Annotated in this window: 14 protein-coding genes and 1 pseudogene; 2 read left to right on the forward strand and 13 right to left on the reverse strand. The window is 52.3% G+C overall.

Annotated features, from left to right (window positions below):
- Positions 1–38 precede the first annotated feature (38 nt).
- The 7 genes from NSQ22_RS14210 to NSQ22_RS14240 form a co-directional block, all read right to left on the reverse strand.
- Positions 39–1790: an ATP-binding protein gene (locus NSQ22_RS14210; RefSeq protein ID WP_011887955.1), complete on the reverse strand. Its 1752-nt coding sequence runs from the start codon at positions 1788–1790 to the stop codon at positions 39–41.
- A complete protein-coding gene (locus tag NSQ22_RS14215; RefSeq protein WP_081156904.1) occupies positions 1787–2491 on the reverse strand; it encodes a response regulator transcription factor in 705 nt (234 codons plus the stop codon). The genes NSQ22_RS14210 and NSQ22_RS14215 overlap by 4 nt, the downstream gene beginning before the upstream one ends.
- A 216-nt stretch (positions 2492–2707) precedes the next feature.
- A complete protein-coding gene (locus tag NSQ22_RS14220; protein WP_011887956.1) occupies positions 2708–3175 on the reverse strand; it encodes a MaoC/PaaZ C-terminal domain-containing protein in 468 nt (155 codons plus the stop codon).
- Positions 3176–3257: 82 nt separating this feature from the next.
- Positions 3258–4196 carry a malate dehydrogenase gene (gene mdh, locus NSQ22_RS14225; protein WP_008880855.1) on the reverse strand — a complete coding sequence of 313 codons (939 nt, stop codon included), beginning with the start codon at positions 4194–4196 and terminating at the stop codon, positions 3258–3260.
- 25 nt (positions 4197–4221) lie between these two features.
- The gene (gene icd, locus NSQ22_RS14230) at positions 4222–5493 is read right to left on the reverse strand and encodes an NADP-dependent isocitrate dehydrogenase (protein WP_008880856.1); all 1272 of its coding nucleotides are present in this window, start codon (positions 5491–5493) and stop codon (positions 4222–4224) included.
- A 71-nt stretch (positions 5494–5564) separates the two neighbouring features.
- Positions 5565–6683, reverse strand: coding sequence for a citrate synthase (gene citZ, locus NSQ22_RS14235; protein WP_008880857.1), 1119 nt, complete (start codon positions 6681–6683; stop codon positions 5565–5567).
- Positions 6684–6949: 266 nt separating this feature from the next.
- Entirely contained in the window at positions 6950–7405 is a 456-nt protein-coding gene (locus tag NSQ22_RS14240; protein ID WP_008880858.1) for a DUF441 domain-containing protein, read from the reverse strand.
- A 93-nt stretch (positions 7406–7498) separates the two neighbouring features.
- On the opposite strand from NSQ22_RS14240, the gene ytvI reads away from it, so the two are divergent.
- Together ytvI and NSQ22_RS14250 are read left to right on the forward strand one after the other, a co-directional pair.
- Positions 7499–8617, forward strand: coding sequence for a sporulation integral membrane protein YtvI (gene ytvI / locus NSQ22_RS14245; protein WP_041264639.1), 1119 nt, complete (start codon positions 7499–7501; stop codon positions 8615–8617).
- 101 nt (positions 8618–8718) lie between these two features.
- Positions 8719–10055: pseudogene (locus NSQ22_RS14250) on the forward strand (IS1182 family transposase); the annotation flags it as partial.
- A 177-nt stretch (positions 10056–10232) separates the two neighbouring features.
- Here the strand turns inward: NSQ22_RS14250 and pyk are convergent.
- The 6 genes from pyk to dnaE all read right to left on the reverse strand — a co-directional run bounded on the left by pyk (position 10233) and on the right by dnaE (position 19161).
- Complete coding sequence (gene pyk / locus NSQ22_RS14255; protein ID WP_060476099.1) at positions 10233–11996, reverse strand: pyruvate kinase; 1764 nt, start codon at positions 11994–11996, stop codon at positions 10233–10235.
- A 27-nt stretch (positions 11997–12023) separates the two neighbouring features.
- Complete coding sequence (gene pfkA, locus NSQ22_RS14260; protein WP_008880861.1) at positions 12024–12983, reverse strand: 6-phosphofructokinase; 960 nt, start codon at positions 12981–12983, stop codon at positions 12024–12026.
- A 185-nt stretch (positions 12984–13168) separates the two neighbouring features.
- Positions 13169–14146: an acetyl-CoA carboxylase carboxyl transferase subunit alpha gene (gene accA / locus NSQ22_RS14265; RefSeq protein ID WP_087960181.1), complete on the reverse strand. Its 978-nt coding sequence runs from the start codon at positions 14144–14146 to the stop codon at positions 13169–13171.
- On the reverse strand, positions 14131–15003 hold the full coding sequence (gene accD, locus NSQ22_RS14270) for an acetyl-CoA carboxylase, carboxyltransferase subunit beta (RefSeq protein ID WP_087960182.1): 873 nt from the start codon (positions 15001–15003) through the stop codon (positions 14131–14133). The genes accA and accD overlap by 16 nt, the downstream gene beginning before the upstream one ends.
- A 75-nt stretch (positions 15004–15078) precedes the next feature.
- On the reverse strand, positions 15079–15696 hold the full coding sequence (locus NSQ22_RS14275) for a GntR family transcriptional regulator (RefSeq protein WP_008880864.1): 618 nt from the start codon (positions 15694–15696) through the stop codon (positions 15079–15081).
- 183 nt (positions 15697–15879) lie between these two features.
- Complete coding sequence (dnaE, locus tag NSQ22_RS14280) at positions 15880–19161, reverse strand: DNA polymerase III subunit alpha (RefSeq protein WP_087960183.1); 3282 nt, start codon at positions 19159–19161, stop codon at positions 15880–15882.
- Positions 19162–19255 lie beyond the last annotated feature (94 nt).

A 19255-nucleotide genomic window follows, 5' to 3' on the forward strand; every position in this document is an offset into this window, starting at 1 on the left:
TGTACCATGCAAACCGCTTCTCATAAAAAAGAAGCCGGCTACCGCTCCGGCTTTGGAAAATGGATCGTAAACACTGTGCCGCGCCCCACTTCGCTTGCTACTGTAATATAGCCGTGATGAGCCTCCACCAAATGTTTGACGATCGAAAGGCCTAGGCCTGTTCCGCCGGAATCACGACTGCGCGCTTTGTCAATGCGATAAAAGCGCTCAAAAATACGAGGAATTTCCTTCTCCTCGATACCAATACCGGTATCTTTCACATGAATGAGCACTTCCTTCTCTTTTTCTTCCGCTTCGACGGCGACTTGTCCATGTTCTGGCGTATAAGCGAGAGCGTTGGCAAGCAAGTTAATCAAAATCTGCTTCAACCGATTTCGATCGCCGCGGATGACAAGCCCGGGCAACGCCTCAACGCGCAAGTCAATTTGCTTTTCCTCCGCCTTTTGACGAAACACGGCTGCCGCCTCGGCAATCACTTCGGCCACGTCCACGTCTTCGAGCTGCAATTGAAATCCGTGCTGCTCAATTTTTGACAAATCAAGCAATTCTTCAACGAGTGTTTGCAGCCGCTCGCTTTCCTTTAAAATGATCGTCAAAAAATGCTCTAACGCCTCTTCGTCTTTCATCGCTCCGTCAAGCAGCGTCTCGGCAAACCCTTTAATGGAGGTGACCGGCGTTTTCAGCTCGTGTGAAACGTTGGCGACAAAGTCTTTGCGAATTTGCTCCAGACGCTTCAATTCCGTAATGTCATGGAACACTACGACGATCCCTTTCCACTCGGCATTCGTTCCGATAATCGGAGCGCCGTATACATCAAAATGCTTCCGCTCAATGCCAATCGTCAACCGCATGTGCCGGCGCATCGCCGTTTCGGTGATAAAAATATCGTCGATCAATTTGATGATGTCACGGTGCGGCAACACATCGGCATATGGACGGTACAAGCAATCGGACGAATCAAGATGAAAATACGTTTGGAACGCGCGGTTGATCAAATGGATATGCCCGCGATGGTCGATAAACAACAAGCCGCTGCCGACATTTTCGATAAGCGTATGGAGCCGGTCGGTTTGGATTTCCCGCGCCCGGCTCATTTCCTGCAAGTTGCGGGCAAGCCGGTTGATCGAACGGACAAGCATGCCGGCTTCTTTATACTCGCCATCGGGAACCCTGGCAGCATAATTGCCTTTTTCGAGCTCAAACGCCACTTTTGTGGCCGCCTCAATCGGCCTCATATATTGGTTGGCGATTTTCCAGCCCAAAGCGACAATAACGATGAGCGCCATGCCGAGGCTGCTCACGAGCACTCCCCAAATTTGCTGACTCACTTTTTTCAGCGAACTCGTCGGCGTGCTTAAAATGACATACCCGCCTCGCTCGCTGCCGTGCCCGTACGGGGCAATATAGTAGTACACATCGTTCGCTTTTTCGATCACCGAAAAGCGAGGGAACTGCTTTTTACGCAAAATGGTGCGGATAATGCGCTCGTGGTCTTCGTCGCTGATCGCCGCGATGCGCCCGCTGTCAAACTGCAACCGCTGGTGTCGATCAAGCACAGTGATGCGCGACGACAGCTCATCCCCCATTTCCTTCAAATCGAGGCGAATTCGCTCAAGTGGTTCGTTTTCAAGCAAAATGGCGAGCGCTTTTGCCTCCTTTTCCATCCGTTTGTTCATCGTCTCAGCATAAAAGTCTTTCAGCAATTGACCGAGCAAAAGGCCAAGGGCGATCAAGACGGTGACAATAAGTGTTACGAGCCAAAACAGCAACCGGTTGCGGAAGCTATTCATACCCGCCTCGGTTCCTCCAATTTATAGCCGAGACCGCGCACCGTTTTAATGTATACTGGCTTTTTCGTATCTTCCTCAATTTTCTCGCGCAAATGGCTGATATGGACATCGACAATGCGTGTATCGCCGGCAAAATCGTAGTTCCATACCGCGCTGAGGAGTTGATCGCGCGTCAACACCCGCCCTTTATGCCGCGCTAAGTGAAGGAGCAACTCAAATTCTTTCGGCGTCAGCTCAAGCGGCTTGTCGCCGACTGTCGCTTCGTAACGCTCTGGGAAAATCTCCAGCTCGCCGATGACAAGTCGTTCGCTCGGTTCAGCGGCCGGTTGAGCAAGATCCGTGCGGCGCAAAATCGCCTTCACACGCGCAACGACTTCGCGAGGGCTGAACGGTTTCGTCATGTAATCATCTGCGCCAAGCTCAAGGCCGAGCACCTTGTCAAATTCATCGTCCCGTGCCGTCAACATTAAAATCGGCGTCATGATTTGCTGCTGGCGAAGCCGTTTGCATACTTCGACACCGTCAAGCTTTGGCAGCATCAAGTCCAAAATGATCAGCGCCGGCTGCTCAAACGCCACTTTCTCCAGCGCCTCTTCGCCGTCATAGGCGGCTACGACTTGAAAACCGGCTTTCTCCAAATTGTAAGACAAAAGAGTCACAATCGGCTGCTCGTCATCGACAACTAAAATTTTTTTGCCCATGCCACGCCTCCATCTCGTCCAATGTTTCTCATTTTTATCATACCATAACTCACGCTTTTACTCGGCAAAAAATGAAAGAGGCTGTTCTTCCAACGGTCGGTTCACCCGTGAAGAACAGCCCCTGGCATTTGGTTTGCCTCTTTGACAGAAGATAAATATCGTTTGCTACCAAGAATGATACGGCCTAGAAAAACAGTCCTAGCGACGCCTTTTTTATCAAAAATTTTCTAGCACACGGCCATCGAAGCGCGGAAGTGCGTGCGGCGGACAGACGGACAACGTGCCATCAAGCACCGTCTCCGCACCGCGCGTCGCTGTCACGTTCAATGTGACACAATGCCCCGCCTCATCCACCTCTGCCACTTCAAGCAAAAATTCGAGCGTTTCATAATGATACACCGGACGGAGAAAACGAAGATCCTGCCGCGTAATGTAGCTTCCCGGACCCGGCAAATATTTGGAGACTGCTGACGTAATCATCCCCGTCAACATGACGGTCGGAACGATCGGCTTCCCGAGCGGTGTTTGTGAGGCGTAGTCATGCTGAATGTAAAGCGGATTCGCATCATCGGTCAGCCCGAGATAAAGAAGCAAATCTTTATCTTCAATGGCCGCCTGGAAGACAAGCTTTTCTCCAGGTTGGATTTCCCTGATTGTTCTCCCCAACTTCCGTTTTTTTAACACGTTCCCACCCCCTTGATTTGGAAAACGCTTTCAAAATGAAGGTGCAAAAATTCGGGACAACGCCCGAATTTTTGCCTTGCGGTTATTCTAATACGCGCATGACGTTTTTGACCGACTCAACCGATTTGGCGAGTGCCGCTTTTTCATCCTCGGTCAGCTCGAGCTCAATCACTTTCTCGATGCCGTTGCCACCTAGGATCGTTGGCACCCCCAAATAAATGCCTTCATAGCCGTATTCGCCTTCAAGGTAGGCGATCGCCGGCAAAATGCGGCGTTGATCTTTGACAATCGCCTCGACCATTTCGGCAAGCGAGGCAGCCGGCGCATAGTAGGCGCTGCCATTGCCAAGCAGGTTGACGATTTCGCCGCCGCCTTTGCGCGTCCGCTCAACGATGGCGTCAAGACGGTCTTTTGGAATAAGTTTTTCAAGCGGAATGCCGCCGGCGTACGAGTAGCGGACGAGCGGCACCATGTCATCGCCATGGCCGCCCAACACAAACCCGGTGACGTCTTTCACCGAAATGTTCAGCTCCTGGGCGACGAACGTACGGAAGCGTGCCGTATCGAGGACGCCCGATTGACCGATGACGCGGTTTTTCGGGAATCCGGATTCCTTAAAGACCGTATACGTCATCGCATCGACTGGGTTCGTCAAGACGATGATGTAGCAGTTTGGCGAGTATTTGACGACTTCTTTCGTCACTTGTTTCATGATTTTTTGGTTTGTCGTCACTAAGTCGTCGCGGCTCATTCCCGGCTTGCGGGCGATGCCCGCCGTAATGACGACGATGTCAGAATCAGCCGTGTCGGCGTAATCCGACGTACCGACGATGTTCGCGTCAAAGCCGAGTACCGGGCTTGACTCGAGCATATCGAGCGCTTTCCCTTTCGTCGGGTTCTCAAGCTGCGGAATGTCGACAAGCACGATGTCGCCAAGCTCTTTTTGCGCCAAAAGGAACGCCGTCGTCGCTCCCGTAAATCCGGCGCCAATGACCGAAATTTTTTTCCGTTTCATCGCCATCGTTTGCCATCCCCTTCGTTAAAGGTTAGTCCATATTGCGGATGAGCGCATCAGCAAATTCCGAACATTTCACTTCGGTTGCCCCTTCCATCAGACGGGCGAAATCGTACGTGACCACTTTGGACGCGATCGTTTTTTCCATTGCTTGAATGATCAATTGAGCTGCTTCGTTCCAGCCGAGATGCTCAAACATCATGACGCCGGACAAAATAACCGACGACGGATTGACTTTGTCCAAACCAGCATATTTCGGCGCCGTGCCGTGCGTCGCTTCGAAAATGGCGTGACCGGTTTCATAGTTGATGTTCGCTCCTGGTGCGATGCCGATACCGCCGACTTGGGCTGCGAGTGCATCGGAAATGTAATCGCCATTTAAGTTCATCGTCGCGATGACATCAAATTCGCGCGGACGCGTCAAAATTTGCTGCAGGAAGATGTCGGCGATGGCGTCTTTAATGATGATTTTACCGGTCGCTTCCGCGTCAGCAAGCGCTTTGTTCGCCGCTTCTTTTCCTTCTGCTTCAACGATCCGGTCATATTGTGCCCACGTGAACACTTTGTCGCCGAACTCTTGTTCAGCCAGCTCATAACCCCAGTTTTTAAACGCCCCTTCAGTGAACTTCATAATGTTCCCTTTATGGACGAGCGTAACCGACTTGCGGCCGTGTTCGATCGCATAGTTGATTGCCGCGCGCACGAGCCGTTTCGTTCCTTCTTCAGAAATCGGTTTGATGCCGATACCGGACGTTTCCGGGAAGCGGATTTTGCGCACGCCCATTTCGTTTTGCAAAAAGTCAATCACTTTTTTCACTTCTGGGGTCCCTTTTGCATACTCAATACCGGCGTAAATGTCTTCCGTATTTTCGCGGAAAATGACCATGTCGGTATCTTCCGGACGTTTTACCGGCGACGGAACACCTTGGAAGTAACGAACCGGACGCAGGCAGACGAACAAGTCCAGCTCTTGGCGGAGCGCAACGTTCAACGAACGGATGCCACCGCCAACCGGCGTCGTCAACGGCCCTTTAATAGCGATTATGTATTCGCGGATCGTCTCAAGCGTTTCATCTGGAAGCCAGTTGCCCGTCAGCTTGTACGCTTTTTCACCAGCAAGCACTTCCTTCCAGACGATTTTCTTCTCGCCTTTGTACGCTTTTTCAACGGCTGCTTCGAGCACGCGCGAAGCGGCTGCCCAAATGTCCGGACCCGTTCCGTCCCCTTCAATGAACGGGATGATCGGGTTGTTTGGAACGTTGAGAACACCATTGGTGACAGTAATTTTTTCCCCTTGCGTCACGAGTAAAACCCCCAATGCCATTTTTTATTGAAAAGGCGTGAAGGTTGGCCTTCAGCGCCTTGTCCACTTGTTTAACCGCGCTGTTCAATCGGCACGTACACTTGCTTGCTCGGGCCGGTGTACTCCGCACGCGGACGGATGAGACGGTTGTTGTCATATTGCTCTAAAATGTGGGCTAACCATCCCGATGTCCGGCTGACGGCAAAAATCGGCGTAAATAAATCATGGTCGATTCCTAAACAATGGTAAACCGAGGCGGAATAAAAGTCAACGTTCGGCGGCAACGCTTTTTCCGATGTGACGATTTCTTCAATCTTCGTCGACATTTCATACCAGTGCGGTTCACCAACAAGCTTCGTCAGTTTTTCCGACATTTTTTTCAAATGCTTGGCGCGCGGGTCGCCTTTCCGGTAGACGCGGTGGCCAAACCCCATAATTTTCTCTTTATTGGCCAGTTTTCCGCGGATGTACGGCTCAACGTTGTCGATCGTGCCGATTTCCGTCAACATTTTCATGACCGCTTCGTTCGCCCCGCCGTGAAGCGGCCCTTTCAAGGCGCCGATCGCTGCAGTAATGCCAGAATAAATGTCCGACAGCGTCGCCACGCAGACACGCGCCGTGAACGTCGATGCGTTCAGCTCATGGTCAGCATGCAGCACGAGTGCCTTGTTGAACGCTTCCTCCGCAATTTCATTCGGCTCCTCACCGGTGAGCATATACAAGAAATTCGCAGCAAAGCTTAAATCTTTGCGCGGCGCAACCGGTTCCAATCCTTTGCGCACGCGGGCAAATGCGGTGACGATCGTCGGGATTTTCGCCTGCAGGCGGATTGCTTTCCGGTAGTTTGCCTCTTTCGTCATAACATCCGCCTCTTCATCATACAGGCCGAGGAGCGAAATCGCCGTGCGCAACGCGGCCATCGGATGCACTTTATCGATCGGGTATAATTTAAAATGCTCAATGATTTCGTTCGGAATCTCCGCATTCTCCGCAAGCTGCTGCTTCAGTTCCGCCAGCTGCTCTTTTGTTGGCAGCACCCGATGCCAAAGCAAATAAATGACCTCTTCGAAGGAAGCGTTTTCGGCTAAATCATCAATGTTATAGCCGACATACGTCAATGTATCATCGATGATCGAGCTGATGCTTGAGGTTGTCGCCACAACCCCTTCTAAACCGCGGGTTACTGTCATACGAATCTCCCCTTTTCTTCATAATTCCTGCCTTGCCACTAGACGGCTGGTGAGCGCTTGCTCGAAATGGATGCAAAAACAGACATACACAAGAAAGTGCTTACATTGACACATCGGCTGCCGCCTTGTTGTGACAACGCTATATGTCGCTTGGGCCGAAAACTAGCTTACGCCTATTATTATAAACAATTATCAGATTTTTGTGAACGGTAATGCATCCATTTGTCAAAAGATTATTACACAGGAATAATGATCCTCGCCCAGCTTCAAAAATATTCTACCATTTTTATAACCACATAGGCAATTCCTGCGCCAATTAATGGTCCGACTGCCACCCCGTGAAACAGCGATACGGCAATGACCGTACCCAACACAAGTGAAGCGGTGATGTGCGGGTCACTGGCCAAAAGCGTCACCCCTCCTTTGGCAATTAACGCCACAAAAATGCCAGATAAGAGGGCAATCCAGGCCGACGCCGACTGCAGCGAGCCGATGAGCTGCTTAAACCCGATCTCTCCGGTGGCAATCGGCGCCAACACTGCAACCGTAATGACCGTAACCCCCCAGTTGATTCCTTTCGCCTGAATGGCCGGCAACAGCCGCGCTTCCAACCCGAACAGTTTGATGGCCAACAGCACCGCAATGGCGATGATGAGCGACTGATTTTTTGCGATCACCCCGATCGCCAAAAGCAAAAGCAAAAATAATACTGGTTCATTCATAAGCGTCCGTCCTTTCCTATGAAACTTGTCTTTTTGCTTCTTCGTAAAGAAACATGTAATATATCAGTATGGAAAACCGTTGGGGGTGAAACATTGTCCCGAGTCTATATCGACCGTTTTTTGCGCTTTCTCATTGTCATCGCCGTCGTTGTGTTGGGCCTCATGGCCGCCTATTATGTCTCGACGGTGACGTACCCGTTTATTATTGCCTTTTTTATCGCTCTTCTCATCAATCCGCTCGTCAATTTTTTGGAACGAAAGACGAAAATGCCGCGCTGGCTCGCCGTCAGCGTGACGCTGATCGTCCTGTTTGCCGCTGTTGCGGGAATCGTGATTCTGTTAATTGCCGAAATCGTTTCGGGAACGCAATACTTGGCCGACGTCGTGCCGGAAAAATTCCAGGCGCTCATCGCGTACATGGAGTCGTTTGCGGCCAATCAGCTCATCCCACTCTATCAAGACTTAGCCGTCCTGTTTAAAAGTTTAAATGATAATCAGCAGGATACAATCATGCAAAACATCCAGGCGGTCGGAACGCAAATTGCGACGACAGTCGGCGAATTCATCCAGCGCGTGTTGCAAAACATTCCGCAGCTCCTCGCCTGGCTGCCGAACGCGGCGACAGTTTTTATTTTTTCGCTGCTCGCCACCTTTTTCATCAGCAAAGACTGGCACCGTCTCATGCGGATGATACAGCAATGGCTGCCCGCGAAAGCCCGCACAAGCGGAAAAACGGTGTTTCTTGACTTGAAGCGGGCGCTGTTTGGCTTTATTAAAGCACAGGCGACGCTCATTTCGATTACGACCGTCATCGTGTTGATCGGCTTGCTCATTTTGCGCGTCGATTACGCTATTACAATCGCCTTAATCATCGGATTCGTCGATATTTTGCCTTACTTAGGGACGGGGATTGTGTTCGTGCCTTGGATTATTTACGCGGCGGTCAGCGGCGACATCCCGTTTGCGATCGGGCTTGGCGTTTTGTATATCGTCGTGCTCGTCCAGCGGCAAATTATGGAGCCAAAAGTTCTTTCCTCATCGATCGGTCTCGACCCGCTCGCGACGCTCATTGCCTTGTTTGTTGGTTTCAAGCTGCTCGGCTTTCTCGGCTTGATCGCTGGCCCGGTCATTCTCGTCATTATCCGCACGCTCCATAGTGCCAACGTCTTTCACGACATTTGGCGTTTTATCATCGGTAAACCCTCCTCATAAAAACAGCCTTGGCTTTATGGCCAAGGCTGCAGCTTGTCGACAAAGTCGACAAGCTGTTTTATTATGAAGGTAAGACGAGGGAGAAATGGAGGAAAGGAACGATGCTTCGGCCACACCAAGAAGATGGGCGCTATACCGAAACCACGGTGAAACTGGATGATCTGGTTCCAGAGGATCACTTGGTAAGAAAGCTGGATGCGGCCATTGATTTTTCTTTTATCTATGATGTGGTGAAAGATCTCTACTCTCCTGATCATGGACGTCCGAGCATTGATCCAGTGATGTTGTTTAAAATGTATTTGATTCAGTATGTATTTGGGATTCGCTCCATGCGTGAAACCGTCGAACAAATCCGAACCAACGTCGCCTACCGTTGGTTTTTAGGACTTAGTCTTCATGATCCCGTTCCTCATCACTCGACGCCAAGTAAAAACTATGCGCGTCGTTTCGCTGGAACGGATGTATTCCATCAAATTTTTTCACGGATTTTAAAAGAAGCCTTTGAACACGGATTGGTAGATTCGAGTGTCTTGTACGTAGACTCCACTCATGTCAAAGCAAGCGCCAATAAAAAGAAGTTTACAACGGAAATGGCAGAAGTCGAAGCCAAAGCCTACCAACAGGAACTCGAAAAAGAAATCGAACGGGATCGGATCGCTCATGGAAAATCGCCGTTGCCATCTGAGAAAAAAAAAAACGGGAAGTAAAAGTAAGCAAAACGGATCCGGAGAGCGGACTGTTGGTGAAAAATGAACGGGAGCGAGTGTTTGCCTATTCGTATCATACAGCTTGTGATCGCAACGGATGGATTCTACAGACCTACGTGACGGCAGCCAACGTCCATGACAGTCAAGCGTTTTTTGTGCTGTTCGAACGAGTGAAACGGGAAATCCAATCATGTCCGGAAGCCGTGTGTGTAGACGCAGGATATAAAACTCCTGCCATTGCCAAGTATTTACTCGAACAAGGGGTAAAGCCGATTTGGCCGTACACTCGCCCGAAAACAAAAGATGGATTCTTTCGGAAATCAGATTTTGTGTATGACGAATATTTTGATTGTTATCTATGCCCCAATGATCAAGTTCTATCTTACTCTACTACGAATCGGGAAGGGTACCGGGAATACAAATCGGACCCGGCGGTGTGCCGAAGCTGTCCGTATCTTCATCAGTGCACGCAAAGCAAGAGCTACACCAAAGTAGTCACTCGCCACGTATGGCAGGACTACTATGAAGAAGCAGAGCATTTGCGGTATGTTCCGGAATACCGGGAACTCTATGCCCTCCGAAAAGAGACGATTGAACGGGATTTCGCCGATATGAAAGAGAAGCATGGTCTGCGCTGGACGCATTACCGGGGATTGGAAAAAAATGAGGCGCAGGCGATGCTTGTTTGTGCTGCCATGAATTTAAAAAAACTGGCGAATTACCTATGGAAGGCGAAGCACCGCCCTTTCTTTTCCTTTGCATGGCTTCCCATCCTACCCACTTTTTTTGAAAACATAGTCTATTTATGGAACAAAATGGGTTTCAGACATTCGTCTGAAACCCATTTTGTCAACAGTCTGCAGCCTTGGCTTTATGGCCAAGGCTGTTTTTTCGATCATAAAACGATATTACAAGACGCTTGCGTGGCCGCGGTAGACAGCACCAAACCCTCCGTCGACCGTAATTTCTTGCCCGTCTTTAAACAAGCTTGTTGCATTGTTCACCCCGACAACGACAGGAATGCCAAGGCTTAGGCCAACAACCGCGGCATGGCTTGTCAATCCGCCTTCCTCGGTAATGATCGCCGACGCCTTTTCAATTGCCGGCATCATATCGGCATCGGTGTTGATGGTGACTAAAATGCCACCCTCCACCATTTTTTGACACGCTTCTTCCGCTGTTTTCGCCACAACGGCCTTGCCAAACGCCGACTTGCGACCGATGCCTTGTCCTTTCGCGATCAAGTCGCTGATGACGTGCACTTTCATTAAGTTCGTCGAACCGGTCTCACCGACCGGAACCCCGGCGGTGATGACGACTAAATCACCGTGCTTCACCAAACCGGAACGCACCGCGGCATCGACGGCGACATCGAGCATTTCATCCGTCGTGTTCACATGTCGCGCTTCTTTCGTATAGACGCCCCATACGAGCGCCAACCGGCGCGATACCGCTTCGTTTGAGGTGACAGCAATAATCGGCGCTTTCGGGCGGTATTTCGCCACCATTTGCGGCGTTTTCCCGCTCACCGTCGGCGTAACGATCGCTGCTACATCTAAATTTAAGGCTGTATGAGCGACTGACTGCCCGATGGCATCGGTAATCGTCGTCGCGCTTTCTTTTGTGCGCTGGGACAAAATATCGTGGTGCTCAAGCGCCTGTTCGGTGCGGAGTGCAATTTGGTGCATCGTTCTGACCGCTTCGACTGGATATTGGCCAGCCGCCGTTTCCCCAGAAAGCATGACAGCATCCGTGCCGTCAAAAATAGCGTTGGCGACGTCGCTTGCTTCCGCCCGCGTCGGCCGCGGGTTGCGCTGCATCGAATCAAGCATTTGCGTCGCTGTAATGACCGGCTTGCCGAGCATATTGCACTTTTTGATCAACAGCTTTTGGATGAGCGGCACTTCCTCAGCCGGAATTTCGACGCCTAAATCACCGCGGGCCACCATGAGGCCGTCGGCTGCTTCTAAAATTTCGTCGATGTTGTCGACGCCTTCTTCATTCTCAATTTTGGCGATAATTTGGATATGGAGGGCATCGTTCGCTTCAAGCAGCTCGCGAATTTCGAGCACATCGGACGCTCGGCGAACGAACGAGGCAGCGATAAAGTCGATTCCTTGACGAATGCCAAACAAAATATCGGCCCGGTCTTTCTCGGTAATCCCCGGCAAGTTGACGCGCACCCCCGGGACGTTGACCCCTTTTTTGTTTTTCAACACGCCGCCGTTTAAAACGGTCGTGATAATTTCTCCGGCTTGCTTGTCAACTGCATTGACCTCAAGGGCGATCAACCCATCGTCGAGCAAAATTTTCGAACCGACAGATACGTCATCGATCAATCCCGGATAAGTGACCGAGATCTTTTCTGGCGTGCCGAGCACTTCGCTCATCGAAATGACCAGCTTCGCTCCTTCTCTCAGTTCGATCGCGCCGTTTTCCATATTGTGCGTCCGGATTTCCGGGCCTTTCGTATCAAGCAAAATGGCGACCGTTTTGCCCGTTCGCTGCGCTGCCTCACGAATGTTGGCAATGCGCCGTCCATGTTCCTCGTAATCGCCATGCGAAAAATTCAGGCGTGCTACGTTCATTCCCGCTTCAATCAGTTGTTCAAGCTTGTCCACACTTTCACTTGCCGGCCCAATGGTACAGACGATTTTCGTTTTCCGCTTCATCGTTTCCTCTTCCTTTCCCCTCGGGAATTAGATGGACAATTCTTTCGACAGTAAGTACATCCGCTGATCGACGGTATGTTTCTGCGCTAACGCTTCGGCAATGTCATGGTCGACAAGCTGGTTTTGTTGAATGCCGACGCAGCGTCCTCCTTTTCCTTCCAACAGCAACTCTACCGCACGGGCGCCAAGACGGCTAGCTAGCACACGGTCAAACGCTGTCGGCGACCCGCCGCGCTGCACATGGCCTAAAACAGTGACGCGCGTTTCAAATCCGGTCGCCTCTTGAATTTGCCGGCCGAAGTCAACACCGCTGCCAACCCCTTCAGCAACGATGATAATGCTATGTTTCTTGCCACGCTCATGGCCGCGTTTCAACCGGGCGATGACGTCGTTCATATCGTAGTCCGCTTCTGGAATTAAAATCGTTTCCGCCCCGCCAGCAAGACCGGACCATAAGGCGATGTCGCCGGCATGACGACCCATGACTTCGATGACGTACGTCCGTTCATGTGAGGTTGCCGTATCACGAATTTTGTCAATGGCATCAATGACTGTATTCAGCGCCGTATCAAAACCGATCGTAAAATCCGTACCTGGAATGTCGTTATCAATCGTTCCTGGTACCCCAACGCACGGAAAACCATGTTCAGTCAGCTTTTTTGCCCCTTGGTACGAACCGTCGCCACCGATGACGACAAGCCCTTCAATGCCGTGCTTTTTCAACTGTTCAATCCCTTTTTTCTGCCCTTCTTCTGTTTTAAACTCCGGACAGCGAGCCGTATATAACATGGTGCCGCCGCGATGGATAATATCACCGACATCGCCGACTTCCAACTTTTTAATGTTGCCGGCAATCAGCCCCGCATAGCCGTAGTAGACGCCATACACTTCCACGCCGTGATAAATCGCCTTGCGGACGACGGCACGAATGGCGGCGTTCATCCCCGGCGAGTCGCCGCCGCTTGTCAATACACCAATCCGTTTCATGATTTTCCACCTCATTTACATGGAATTCAACACGTCCGACCTCATACGTCTGTCGCTCTTGAACATTCCTAATGTACCATGAACATCTAAGGAACACAATATCGAAGCCCTCACTGAAACGGCTTACATTAATGAATTTTTCTAGACAGAATAAAGCTGTCCCACAGATGGAGACAGCTTTTTCCTTATCTTGCCCGAATCGTTTCTTGTAAAAACGATACTTGGCCCATTTGTTTAAATTTTTCATAGCGCTGTTCAACGAGCGCCTCACCGTCGAGCGCCAACAGCTGCTTCAGCGAAGCGCGCAGCACGCGGTCAATTTCTTTCGCCTGCTCGTCGGCATTGCGATGGGCGCCGCCTTTCACTTCTGGAATGATTTCGTCAATGACGCCGAGCGTCTTTAAGTCATGAGCGGTAATTTTCATCGTTTCCGCTGCCCGTTGGGCTAATGACGCATCTTTCCATAAGATAGCGGCCGCTCCTTCCGGTGAAATGACCGAGTACGTTGAGTTTTCAAGCATATGAATGTGGTTACCGACACCAAGCGCCAGCGCTCCGCCGCTTCCGCCCTCACCGATGACGATGCAGACGACCGGTACCGTCAATCCTGCCATTTCAAACAAGTTGCGAGCGATCGCTTCGCTTTGGCCGCGCTCTTCAGCCGCTTTACCTGGATAGGCACCTTTTGTATCAATAAAGCAAATGATCGGCCGGGAAAATTTTTCCGCTTGTTTCATGAGCCGAAGCGCCTTCCGGTAGCCTTCCGGATGCGGCATGCCGAAATTGCGGCGCAAGTTTTCTTTCGTATCTTTACCGCGCTGGTGACCAATCACCGTCACCGGAAGCCCATCATAATCCGCAATGCCGCCGACGATCGCCCCATCATCACCAAAACAGCGGTCGCCATGGCATTCGAAAAAGTTCGTAAACAGCCGCTCAATATAATCAAGCGTCGTTGGCCGTTGCGGATGGCGGGCGATTTGCACGCGATCCCACGGCGTCAAATTCGCGTACACTTCGTTCTCAAGCTTGGTGAGGCGCGCCTCCAGCTTTTCAATTTCCGACGACAAATCGACGTCTGCCGTTTTCATAAACTCTTTCAGCTCTTGAATTTTGCGGCGCAACTCGACGAGCGGCTTTTCAAATTCTAATTCCGCCACCATCCTGATTCCCCTCCTCCTGCGTGAATCGCCAACACGACGGCGAGCTTCTCCTTCAGCTCATGCCGATGAATGACGGCATCCAACTGCCCGTGCTTTAACAAAAACTCCGCTGTCTGGAAGTCTTCCGGCAGCTCTTCGCGCACCGTCTGTTCGATGACGCGGCGGCCGGCAAAACCGATGAGCGCGCCAGGTTCGGCGAAGTTGTAATCGCCAAGCGAGGCGAAGCTTGCCGATACGCCGCCCGTCGTTGGGTGGGTCATGACGGAAATAAACAAGCCCCCGTCGTTGCTGAATCGTTTGAGCGCCGCGCTCGTTTTCGCCATTTGCATCAGGCTTAGCACTCCTTCTTGCATGCGGGCGCCGCCGGAAGCGGTAAAAATGAGAAACGGCATCCGCTGTTCGTGCGCCTGTTCGACGGCGCGGGCGATTTTTTCACCGACAACCGATCCCATGCTGCCCATGCGGAACGATGAGTCCATCACCGCGATGGCAAGCGGATGGCCTTCAAGCGTTCCCTCGCCGGTGACGACCGCCTCGTTCAATCCGGATTTGCGCCGATCTGCTTCCAGTTTTTCTATATAACCCGGGAACCCGAGCGGGTTGACCGATGTCATGCCGGCGTCATACTCGCGAAAGCTGCCTTCATCAAGTACGCTTTCAATCCGTTCGCGCGCCGGCATGGGATGATGGTAGCCACAGCTTAAGCAAACGCGCAAGTTTTTCACTAATTCTTTTGTATACATGATCTTTTTGCATTGCGGGCATTTCGTCATTACGCCTTCCGGCACTTCAGGCCTCAACGGCTCGGAAGGGATTGCCGCATATTTTTTCTTTTTCACAAATAAATCTTTCCACACGAGGGAGCCCCTCCTTTGCGTTTTCGCCTCTCTACTACTTTATCGAAAATACGTACGATTGTTTGTCAAACGGTGTCAGCTCTTTTTCGACAATGGCCAGGGCCGGTGCGCCTCCCATACGGCGATGGCTTCCGCCGAATCACGCTTTTTCAATGCTGCTAGCAGCTGGTCATAAAATGAATCCGCAAGCGACGGCTTCGGTGCAAAGGCGGCCGCAAACGCGGACAACGCCCGCCAAATGCGGACAAGCAAGTAATTTCCAGCTGCTTCGGCGATCGTCTGAAAAAACCGCTCGAAATCGATCGGTTTTTGACGAACGGTTTTTTCAAGCCTTCCTATGGCTTCCTCACCTTGACGCTGACAGAAGAGTTCAAGCAACAGCCGTTCGACAAGCCATTTCGTTTCCGCCAAATCGGCTTTTGCCCGTTCATTTTCAAGCAAAAACATCGCCAGTAAATCGACTAGCTGATGGCTGCCGATCTCACACATATAGGTTCCTTCGCCGCGCCGCGTTTCAATCAGGCCGAGAAATTCGAGCGCCCGCAGCGCCTCGCGCACTGACGAACGACCGACTCCAAGCCGTTCGGCCAACTCCCGCTCCGACGGCAGCTTATCGCCGGGGGCGAGGCCATCCTGAACAATGAGACGGTGAATATGTTTCAACGTCTCAGCATACACTTTCTCGTCGTTCAACGAAGATCCCTCCCGGCGATTTACTAGCAAAAAGATTTCTCAAGTCGAAAACTGAATCTTTACCGACCTTGGGAACGATGGGTGACGAGAATCGGCGGCTTTTCCTCACTTCTCAATTCCATACTGGTCTGACCACCTAATGGTTATACGATATAATAAAATAGCGAAATAGTAAAGGGCGATTTATTTAACAGCTAGGCGACGAGCGCCAAACAAGGCGATCAGTTCATCGATCAGCGGCGCAGTCAAAGCGACGCCATACCGCTCCGGCAGGCGGAGGAGCGACCGCTTCGTCTCATCGTACAAATAAACCGGAGTGCTGCCGCGATGCTGCTCAAGCAACAGCTTCAGCGCGGAAAGCCGAGATCTGTCTGCAAGGCTCGCATGAATGTACAGCGCCGACACCGGCAGGCGTTCCGCCCGGCGGAGGACGAGCTGGCGCCGTCCGGCGCGCATGTCCACCGTTCCGGCGAGCAGCACAAAATTCCCTTCTTCAAGCTCACCAGCCGCACGGGCATAGACGGATGGGAAAGCGACCGCCTCCAATTCTCCACTTTCATCGCTCACCGTTATAAATGCCATTTCTTCTCCAAATTTCGTTCTCGTTTTCCGTAACTCGGCGATGCAGCCGCCAACAACGACCGGCGAACCGTGCACCTCAGCCGCAGGCACCGCCCGGACCGCTTGAAATAAAGGGCGGCAGACGGCGGCTGGATGCGGAGTGACAGCGAAGCCAAGCAGTTCTTTTTCCCGCTGCCGCCGCTCGTCCGGTGACAACGGCGGCGCATCCGCATATTTCGGCTTGAGCGACAGCCCTCCGGCTTCTAAATATGGCCGCATCAGTTGCACGTGTTCGATGGCGATCTCAATACTAGCCAAAAGTGAACCCCGCTCCTCACCCAACTCGTCAAACGCACCGGCGGAAATGAGCGCCTCGAGCGCCGAACGCGCCAACCCTTTTGGCAACAGACGAACGGCAAAATCAAAAAAGTCCGCAAACGGCCCGTTCTCCTTCCGCTCATCAATGATGAGCTTCGCCGCCGAGCCGACATGCTTCACCGTTGCCAATCCCGCACGGATCGCCTCCCCTTCAACGGCGAACCGGTAGCCGCTTCGATTGACCGACGGCGGCAAAAGTGCGATGCCTTTTCGCGCCGCCTCGTAGCTATAAAGCACCATTTTTTCCCGGTCACCGGAAGCGTTCGAGAGCATGACCGCATAAAAGCAAAGCGGATAATGGGCTTTTATATACGCCAACGCATACGACAGCAGCGTATAACTGACGGCATGGCTCCGGTTGAAACCGTAATCGGCAAAGCGAACGATTTGCCGGTACAACTCTTCGGCCATCGGCGCTGGATAGCCGTTCGCTACGCAGCCGGCCACAAACGCCTCCCGGTGTTCAGCGAGCAGCGCTTTTTCCTTTTTCGCCACCGCCCGCCGGAGCACATCCGCTTTGCCAAGCGAAAATCCAGCAATCCGGGCAGCGATTTGCATAATTTGTTCTTGATAAATGAGAACACCGTATGTCGGCGCTAAAATTGGCTCAAGGTCCGGATGGAGATACGAAATCGCCTCTTCGCCGCGCTTGCGCCGGATATAAGTAGGGATCATGTTCATCGGCCCCGGCCGGTACAGCGCATTGACGGCGACGATCTCTTCCAATGTCGACGGCCGCAATTCGGCAAGTACGCGCTTCATCCCACTTGATTCAAGCTGAAAAACGCCGCTTGTATCCCCGGCACTAAGCAGGGCGTACGTTTTTTCATCATCAAGCGGCAACGTGCGCACATCAAACGGCTTTCCCGTCTGCCTTTCGATCAGGCGCACCATTTGCCCGAGCAGAGTCAACGTGCGCAAGCCGAGAAAGTCAATCTTCAATAAACCGAGTGCTTCCAATGCCCCCATGGCGTATTGCGTGAGCGGCCACTCGCCATGGCTCGGCTGCAGCGGCACATGACGCATAAGCGGATCTGGACTGATAATGACGCCTGCAGCATGGATGGACGTATGGCGTGGCAATCCTTCCAACTTTTTCGCGATCGTAAGCCATCGCTCTCCGTCAGGGAGGGCACGGAGCGCACGGCGGAAAGCAGCGGATTCACGATGCCATTGGCTGATGGTCACGCCTTGTTTGTTCGGCAACAGCGCCATAACTCGTTCCGCTTCGCGCCCAGAGACGCCAAGCACCTTCGCCGTCTCGCGGAGCGCCGCTTTGGCGCCGAACGTGCCGAACGTAATAATTTGCGCGACGTGATCACGCCCGTATGTTTCCACGACATAGCGAATCACTTCTTCACGGCGATCATCAGGGAAATCTAAGTCGATATCCGGCACCGACACCCGTTCCGGGTTTAAAAACCGTTCAAACAAGAGCCCGTATTCGATCGGATCGACATCGGTAATCGACAAAGCGTAGGCGACGAGCGATCCGGCCGCCGAACCGCGGCCCGGGCCGGTCAAAATGCCGCGTTGACGAGCGTAGGCGAGCACATCAGCGACGATCAAAAAATAGTCGCTAAACCGCATCGTTTGAATGATGTGCAGCTCATGCTCAAGCCGCTCCCGGTAGCGCGCATCCGCCGATGGCACGCGGCGGGCGAGCCCTTGTTCGCACAAGCGGCGCAAATAGCTATCCGCCGTCTCTCCGTCCGGCACCGGAAACTTCGGCAGCCGCCAGCGGCCGAACTCGATATGGAGCTCACACTGATTGGCGATATTCATACTGTTTTCAAGCGCCTCTGGCAAGTCGGCAAACCGGCGAGCCATCTCATCCAGCGCGGCTAAATACCGCTCATCCTCTTCCGGAATATGCGCAAGCGGCACACCGTCACCAATCGCCTGCAAGCAGCGCCATGCGAGCGCATCTTCGCGCTCAACGTAGCGAACCTCGTTCGTCGCAACCACCGGGACACCGGTCTCTTCAGCCAGCCTCAACAGCGCACTTTCATACGGAGCGCGCGTCCGCTCGCCGCGCTGGATGGCTATATATAAACGGCCGGCAAACAGCTGTCGATAGCGAAGCAACGTTTCTTTGGCCTGCGCAACTTCTCCGGCTGCGAGAAACGATTCAACCCGCCCGTTCAGCCCCGGAGTGATGGCAATGATTCCACCGCTCAAGCGGCGGAGGGCGGCCTCATGAACATGCTTTTCTTCCCCCATTTGAACCGCTGTGCTTATCTCAATTAAATGGCGGTATCCTTCCTCATTGGCCGCGAGCAAGACGAGCGGAAACGCCCCGCTGTCCCCGTCAAGGACAACATCAGCCATCATGCCGATGATCGGTCGGAGCCCGTGGCGCTGACACTCCCGATAAAACGGAATGGCACCATACAACACCTGATGGTCGGTGAGCGCTAAAGCCCGGTAGCCTAGCTGTTTTGCTTTTGCCACAAGCGCCTCGACCGTGGCCGTACTTTGAAACAAGCTATATCCGCTTAACACGTGCAAGTGGACGAACGTCATTGCCATCCCTCCTTCATCCGTACACTTTACGGGCGAAAACTTCTCTTTCAGCTACATACTCCGTCCAACTTGTTGATATACATAGTAAAAGAAA

The organism is Geobacillus sp. FSL K6-3411 (assembly GCF_037965715.1).
GTDB lineage: Bacteria > Bacillota > Bacilli > Bacillales > Anoxybacillaceae > Geobacillus > Geobacillus thermodenitrificans.